This is a genomic window from Palleniella muris, from assembly GCF_004792655.1.
GTDB lineage: Bacteria > Bacteroidota > Bacteroidia > Bacteroidales > Bacteroidaceae > Prevotella > Prevotella muris_A.
Genome location: NZ_SRZC01000041.1, coordinates 1 through 6819, shown reverse-complemented (window position 1 = coordinate 6819; position 6819 = coordinate 1). Strand labels below are relative to the sequence as shown.

Annotated in this window: 8 protein-coding genes and 2 pseudogenes; 8 read left to right on the top strand and 2 right to left on the bottom strand. The window is 42.0% G+C overall.

The window, feature by feature from the left end:
• The 6 genes and pseudogenes from E5358_RS15175 to E5358_RS14740 form a co-directional block, all read left to right on the top strand.
• Nucleotides 1–543, top strand: a pseudogene (locus E5358_RS15175) (hypothetical protein); the annotation flags it as partial.
• 3 nt (nucleotides 544–546) lie between these two features.
• Nucleotides 547–1266, top strand: coding sequence for a macro domain-containing protein (locus E5358_RS14760; protein ID WP_135940923.1), 720 nt, complete (start codon nucleotides 547–549; stop codon nucleotides 1264–1266).
• A gap of 47 nt (nucleotides 1267–1313) precedes the next feature.
• Nucleotides 1314–2978 (top strand): RNA-binding domain-containing protein, encoded by a 1665-nt coding sequence (locus E5358_RS14755; protein ID WP_135940922.1) that lies wholly within the window; start codon nucleotides 1314–1316, stop codon nucleotides 2976–2978.
• A gap of 126 nt (nucleotides 2979–3104) precedes the next feature.
• Nucleotides 3105–3389 (top strand): helix-turn-helix domain-containing protein, encoded by a 285-nt coding sequence (locus E5358_RS14750; RefSeq protein ID WP_135940921.1) that lies wholly within the window; start codon nucleotides 3105–3107, stop codon nucleotides 3387–3389.
• Nucleotides 3390–3874: 485 nt separating this feature from the next.
• Entirely contained in the window at nucleotides 3875–4138 is a 264-nt protein-coding gene (locus tag E5358_RS14745; protein ID WP_277821331.1) for a hypothetical protein, read from the top strand.
• A gap of 41 nt (nucleotides 4139–4179) precedes the next feature.
• Complete coding sequence (locus E5358_RS14740) at nucleotides 4180–4632, top strand: NDNF family FN3 domain-containing protein (protein WP_135940919.1); 453 nt, start codon at nucleotides 4180–4182, stop codon at nucleotides 4630–4632.
• Nucleotides 4633–4987: 355 nt separating this feature from the next.
• On the opposite strand, the gene E5358_RS14735 is transcribed toward E5358_RS14740, so the two are convergent.
• Nucleotides 4988–5395: a hypothetical protein gene (locus E5358_RS14735; protein WP_422121090.1), complete on the bottom strand. Its 408-nt coding sequence runs from the start codon at nucleotides 5393–5395 to the stop codon at nucleotides 4988–4990.
• On the opposite strand from E5358_RS14735, the gene E5358_RS14730 reads away from it, so the two are divergent.
• Nucleotides 5286–5657 carry a hypothetical protein gene (locus tag E5358_RS14730; protein ID WP_168354700.1) on the top strand — a complete coding sequence of 124 codons (372 nt, stop codon included), beginning with the start codon at nucleotides 5286–5288 and terminating at the stop codon, nucleotides 5655–5657. The genes E5358_RS14735 and E5358_RS14730 overlap by 110 nt on opposite strands.
• Here the strand turns inward: E5358_RS14730 and E5358_RS14725 are convergent.
• Nucleotides 5613–5960, bottom strand: a complete 348-nt coding sequence (locus E5358_RS14725; protein ID WP_422121091.1) for an IS1/IS1595 family N-terminal zinc-binding domain-containing protein — start codon at nucleotides 5958–5960, stop codon at nucleotides 5613–5615. The genes E5358_RS14730 and E5358_RS14725 overlap by 45 nt on opposite strands.
• Nucleotides 5961–6544: 584 nt before the next feature.
• Between E5358_RS14725 and E5358_RS14720 the strand changes: the two are divergent.
• Nucleotides 6545–6819, top strand: a pseudogene (locus E5358_RS14720) (IS982 family transposase); the annotation flags it as partial.

The following is a 6819-nucleotide window of genomic DNA, read 5'->3' as shown; positions in this document are numbered from 1 at the left end:
AATATTTGCGAGATTACCAACTTTTTCGGGGACTTTCTTATCCCGAACTCGCGTATAGAATGGGACTATATTACAGACAATCCTTCTATACATTGGACCGTTGAATTATTAGAAGAATTCAAGGATGATTGGGCTTGGGAAAGTAAAGAGTTTTGTGGAAACATTGGATTGTCGTTAAACACAAGACTTCCATGGGATGAACATTTAATCGATAAATTCGCAGATAGATGGTTTTGGGGAGAGCTCTCAAGCAACCCCTCTTTACCATGGTCAAAAGAATTACTTCTTAAATATTATGACCGTTGGACATGGGATAGGCATTTCGGTTATTGGGGATTGTCAATTAATCCATCCCCAATTGTAAAACAATTGTTAATAAAGTATTTTCCTGACAAAATCGATTATGAGTATTTCAACAAAAGCACAAAAGTCCAAACAGAAGAATATTCTGAATCGAACCAAATTGATGCATTGGTAATGGAATACATAAAACAATATGGATTGGGAAAACTTATTTGTTGTATTAATATAACTTCATTATAATATATGGCTTACAAAGAATTATCTGGTAACATTTTTAACACAAAAGCAATGGCAGTTGTAAATACTGTCAACTGTGTTGGTGCCATGGGCAAGGGAATCGCCTTAGATTTCAAATTAAGATTTCCTGAGATGTTTAAAGAATATCAAAAAATTTGTTTTCAGCATCTCCTTAAACCTGGACAAATACTCCCATATAAGAAATCATGTCCTATCATATTGAATTTTGCAATTAAAGATGATTGGAAAGATCCGTCTAAAGTTGAATGGATTGAAGAGACTCTCCAGAAGTTTGTAGACAACTACAAAAAATTAGGTATAACATCCATTGCATTTCCATGGATGGGTGCAATGAATGGAGGAATACCACTTGAAACAATCAAATTTCTTACAAGAAAGTATCTTTCTACATTAGAGGATATTGATATTGAAGTGTATGATTTCGATCCAGATGTTCCTTGTTCTCTTTTCAAAACATTAGAAGATATGGTACAGAAAAATGAATATAGCACCTCGGAATTGGAGGATTTGTCAGGAATAAAAGCGCGATATTGGGTTAAGATACAAGATGCTGTGAATGATCCTAAAACCAAAAGTATCAATAATCTATGTCATTACATAGTTAAAGGTAAAAGAATCATTGGTAAAACGAATATAGAACGATTATTTGTCTTTTTGACTAGATACAAGGATGGAAATATTACTGCTGGCAAATCACTTTTCTAAAAACAGAAAACAAGTAATTGCTTGGTAAATATCAAATACTTAGAATCATGACCGAACTCGAATTACAACAATACCTGCTCCGTGAGTACCCACAAGAGAATGCTCGATGTGAGTGGAAGGAATTTAAGAATCTGAAGAACTCGTTCTGCGGGGACGAGAAGGACGATGTAATCTCCTACGTGTCGGCTATTGCCAACATGGAAGGTGGGTTCCTCGTGATAGGTGTGCACGACAAGACGTTGGAGATTGTTGGCACGGATACATACAACTATGATCGACAGAAGGCAATTCTTCGAGTCACCGACAGGTGTGCAAACCTTTCAAGTGAAGAATTGGACATCATAGAGTACATCACTTCTGATACCCAGAAAAAAGTGTGGGTGATTCGTATTCCGAAGCATCTGCCGAAGCGTCCTGTGTATGCTCATGACAAAGCATGGCAGCGAATTGAGGATTCTCTTATAGAATTGACACCAGAACGATTGAATGCCATTCTTGATGAACCTTTGTTTACAGGTAGTGACTGGTCGGCAGAGATTGTGCCGAATGCTACGATTGATGATCTTGACGAGGTGGCAATTGCCAAGGCACGTGTGATGTTCAAAAAGGTACATAGTCGCATCCCAGCAGAGGAAGTGAACGCATGGTCAGTGTCGGAGTTCCTTAGCAACGCCGGTGTGATGATTGACGGTGGAATAACTCGTGCCGCAATCATCCTGTTGGGCAAGCCTGTGTCTGTATTCAAACTGCGTCCTGCTGTTGTGCGTGTTACATGGTCGCTTCGTGATGAGAAGCAGGAGGTGGTGGATTATGAGCACTTCACCGCTCCATTCATCTTGACTGTTGATCAGATTCTGGCAAAGGTTCGCAACCTGACGATGCGTGAGATGCCAGGCGGCACACTGTTCCCAGAGGTGATGCAGCAGTACGATGAATACTCAATGCGCGAGATATTACACAATTGCATAGCCCATCAGGATTATACCCTTCAGGAGAGAATCAACCTCGTGGAGAATCCTGGATTCCTGTATTATGCCAACGGAGGCAGCTTTATTCCCGGTACTGTGCAGAAGGCTCTTGCAACACATGGACCTCAGCGACACTATCGCAATGAATGTCTTTGCCAAGCCATGGTCAACTTCAATATGATTGACATCGTAGGTCGAGGTATTCGCAAGATATTCAATCAGCAATGGGAGCGCAGATTCCCTATGCCGGATTATGAGATAGATGCTGCCAAGAAGGAAGTGGCGGTACGTCTGTACGGAAATGCCATCAATGAGAAATATACCAAACTACTGAAGGAGAATAAGGAACTGTCCTTTGAAGACTGCCTGTTGCTGGATGCTGTACAAAAGGGACACGCAATAAACGAAACTGATGCTCAAAATCTTCTTTCGCGCGGATTAATAGAAGTACAGGACGACCGATATTACATATCGCTTGATGTCGCGCGTAAGACTAAGCAAGTTCCAGCATACACAAAGAGTAAGGGTGTGGAAAAGCAGAAGTTAATGCAGATGATTCTTCAGTACCTCAAAAATGCAGGCGAAGAAGGCTCTAAACGTGATGGTATCTATGAATATCTGAAAGATGTTCTACCATCAAATAAGACAGAGGAACAAAGACTCCGTGCATTAGGTGATTTGCTTAAAGCAATGAGAGTAGATGGACTAATCAAAACAGATGGACGAAATTGGTTCATAAAGTGAATTTCCGTCGAAATTCGACGAAAACAACCAAGTTTTCCGTCGAAATTCAACGATTTCCGTCGAAATTCGACGAAACTTATGACGGAGTAGCAAATCAGTATTATATTGAAACTTAAACATAACAGTATGTTATTCGGAAATAAGATTAGAGAACTCAGAGACGAGCAAGGAGTGTTGCAACGACAGTTGGCGGCACTATTAGAGATTGACACACCTATGTTCAGCAAGATTGAACGAGGTGATAGGCGAGCAAAGCGCGAACAGGTAATCAAGCTTGCGGAATACTTCCATCAGGACGAAAAAGAAATGCTGACGTTGTGGTTGGCTGACAAAGTTCTTGATGCGATAGGTGACGAAGACGAACTCAGTCATGGCGCAATTACAGTTGCACAAGAACAGATTCAAAAGTAGTGACTGCAAAGTGGCAATTTGAGGTATTTGTAACTTCAATTTGCCATTTTCTCTCAAAAATAAGTTAAAAACGTTAAATTTTCACTCGCCCCCATAGTTCCTCACTCATTCCTCGCTACTTTTCTACCGTTATAATCACAAATAACTGATACTAAACGAGATATAAAAACGCCAACTATATTGAAGTAAATGGTTTTATGTTAAGAATAGTGTATGCGTCTTTTAGGACACTTCCTGTAACAATAACTGCTGATACATACTTTTCTGCATAGCATATTTATATCTCTCCTGTTATTGGTAATGGTGATGCTGTTGTAACAAAAAAATATTGGAAAGAATTTAAGGATAAGTCAGGGGGATTATTACTTACCGGTTTGGAGCCGAGCACTTCTTATTCCTACACATATCATGTTGATGGTACATACGGGAATGGTTCTAAATGGGAAAAGGAGGAGACATTTAAGTTTAAAACCAAACCTCTGACAATGGCGACCTTGCCAGCCCAAGCAATGAACACGAAGACGGCATTGCTGTGTGCCGAGACTAACGTGAGTGACGAGGAGGTCAATGTAGGTTTTGAGTGGCGTCGTTACTATGCACCGTCAACGCTGCCGTCAAGCAAGGTGAAATGTGCTGTCATTGACGGCAAACTGACAGGAGCGTTGAGCGGACTCAATCCGGAGGCTTATACAACTACCGCCCTTATTACACCTCGAACAGTGGTAAGACCTATTACGGAGAGTGGATAACATTCTTCACGTGTGATGCGAGTGTGTTCTTTGATCCTACAGTGCGTACCTATTCACCTGAAATCCTCAGTGAGACAAGTGCCGTGCTGAAGGGCTATGCTCTGCGTGGCAGTGACGAGATTGCGCGTCAGGGCTTCCAGTACTGGAGCTCATGGGGTGCAGGAGCGAAGGACGGCAGCCGTGCTGCGGGCAGCAATGCGAAGGAGGTTGTGGTCAATGGTCAGCGTATCTCCTATACACTTTCTGACCTTCAGCCGTCAACAACCTATTACTACCGCACATTCGTGGAGACCGCTTCGGGCACAGTGTATGGTGAGGAGCAGTCGTTCACTACTCCTACGGCAACAGCTATCGATAATGTCGATGCTTCCGATGAGGCTCCGACTGTGGTGGCAATCTATAATCTTCAGGGCAAGCGCCTGACAGAACCGTGTCAGGGGATAAACATAATCCGCTATTCTGACGGCACAGTAAAGAAAGTAATGAAGAAGTAACCATAGGATTGTAGCCAACCTTTTATAATAAAGACCACTCTAAAGTTATTGGCATTCGGGTTTGCCGTAGCTTTAGAGTGGTCTTTGCTTATACTGCTGTTTTACAAGTAGATAAGGAATTTTGGCTAAATTGTAAAATGGTAGGATGAAAAGTGCAAATGATTTTCTATTTGTAAAATGGTAGGATGTCTTCCTCCATCATTTTTTCATTCCGGCTTAAACTTACAAACAAACAGAAATGGCCCACCTGTGTGTATATACCAATCCCCCATACAGCTCCACAAGAATATGCTATGCCTAACTTACGGCATAGCATATTCTTGTTGGCTGTTTCGGCTCTAAGCAAGCGTGGATTTCAATAATGTGTTGCTATGAAGTTTTCCAGAAGCTTCTTTCTCCTGTCCGCAGTGATGCCGCTATGCACACGCATCGTTGTCTTCAGCCGTGAATTCAGGCTTTCTATCCCGGCATTGGTGTTGGGGATTGACATGTCGCTATACTTCTCGTATGTCCATAGCCAAGGCGCAAACCGCTTCAGGGAGAAATATGCCGCCCGCAGACGAGGCCTCACATAATGTTTGTTCCCGTCCTTGCCGGCATGCTTCTCCTTGAGGACATCTTCATAGTCCGCATACCATTCTTCAAGTTCGGACATGAATGCATCCCGGCTCTTGCTGGAAAGCGTCCTGGCAAGCGAGAGCAACTGTCCGGAGGCTTCTGTGTCAGGCCTGCTTGTCAAGTGTCGCCTGACAATGGCGGCCATGTGGAACTGGCACATCTGGACCGGAATCGGATGCAAGGCACCGAACAGCCCTCCTCATGCCGTCACAGACGACAGCCCAAACATGAAAGCCATGCCCTTTCAGCCAATTCATGCCTTCGACATAGTCATCCACATGTTCATGCCGCCTGATGAACTTGTACCAAAGCACCTTGTTGCGGTACGCATCCTTCAGAATGACAATGCCAAACCGTCTGCCTCAGTAAGGTGCGTCCATCTCAACAACACCATCCTTGTGCTTTGAAACCACCCGTTTGTGACGCATTGAGGCAAGGGTGTTCCATATCGTTTTCACGCAGACTCCATATTTCAATGACAATTGCTTCAATGTCTGTTTGCCATCAACATAGTCACGCTCTATCTTCATGGAATCCAGGCGGAAACCGCCAACGAACTGGCGGCTGCACTTTTTGCATTTATAGAGCTGTTTTCCGCCTTTATGCCCATTCTTCACAACATTGGAAGAATTGCAAAATACGCATTTTTTTGATACATTCTGTACTGTCTTAAATGCTGCAAAATTACTAATAATCAGCGAAATGCACAAAAACAATCCTACTTTTTTACAAATAAGCGTTAATTGAAAGTTAAAATTGCGCTCAAAAGTCTTCAGGTTTATAATGCAATGTAAATCACATGGTTACAAGAATTTCATTCTACCATTTTACAATTTAGCCGGAATTTTACGAATCCATGTTTTGGGGTATGAAACAAAAGGTAACACTTGACCGTGTAAAAGGTTTGTTTTGACCACGTTATGTGTCACCTTTTGCAAGACGAGGTATTACCTTTTGTTTTTATTACTGTCGTACATTTGCATAATTAAAAGAATTTTACTAAATTTGTTTCATTATCAGGTTCTATACAGCATGGATTAAGGCAGAATTATTGTTGGGATTAAAACTTATAGCGGACGATATGTCCCCATGCTTTCACATCTAAAGACTGGATAGTTCGTTGGGGCAGACAAACTGACCTCGTGTGTGCGACGATAGTGCAAAAGATGTAGCTCCTGACTTATATAACTATTACGCGAGTTCGGGATAAGAAAGTCCCCGAAAAAGTTGGTAATCTCGCAAATATTTTGTATATTTGTAAATGAAAATCAATAACATACTAAAAACATAAGCGATGATTACCACCTGCAAAGTTACTGAAATTTTCTGTATTATCGACGAGTTTTCCAAGAAATTGCACGCAGAACTTGAAAAAAACATGTATTTGCGCCTTTCTGACATGGACGGGCGCAAGCGCAGGAAGCGTGAATGCATGATGTCTGAGAGCGAGATAATGACAATCCTTGTATGCTGCCATTTCGGAACATTCGCCAATTTCAAGCACTACTACATGCTCTTCATCAAGGGGCATCTTGCCAAGGATTTCCCTTCCGCCGTATCCTACAACCG

Coding starts and splice junctions, on each gene's coding strand:
- E5358_RS14760 (WP_135940923.1), top strand. CDS start 547: ATGGCTTACAAAGAATTATCTGGTAACATTTTTAACACAAAAGCAATG.
- E5358_RS14755 (WP_135940922.1), top strand. CDS start 1,314: ATGACCGAACTCGAATTACAACAATACCTGCTCCGTGAGTACCCACAA.
- E5358_RS14750 (WP_135940921.1), top strand. CDS start 3,105: ATGTTATTCGGAAATAAGATTAGAGAACTCAGAGACGAGCAAGGAGTG.
- E5358_RS14745 (WP_277821331.1), top strand. CDS start 3,875: ATGGCGACCTTGCCAGCCCAAGCAATGAACACGAAGACGGCATTGCTG.
- E5358_RS14730 (WP_168354700.1), top strand. CDS start 5,286: ATGAATGCATCCCGGCTCTTGCTGGAAAGCGTCCTGGCAAGCGAGAGC.
- E5358_RS14735 (WP_422121090.1), bottom strand. CDS start 5,395: ATGGCCGCCATTGTCAGGCGACACTTGACAAGCAGGCCTGACACAGAA.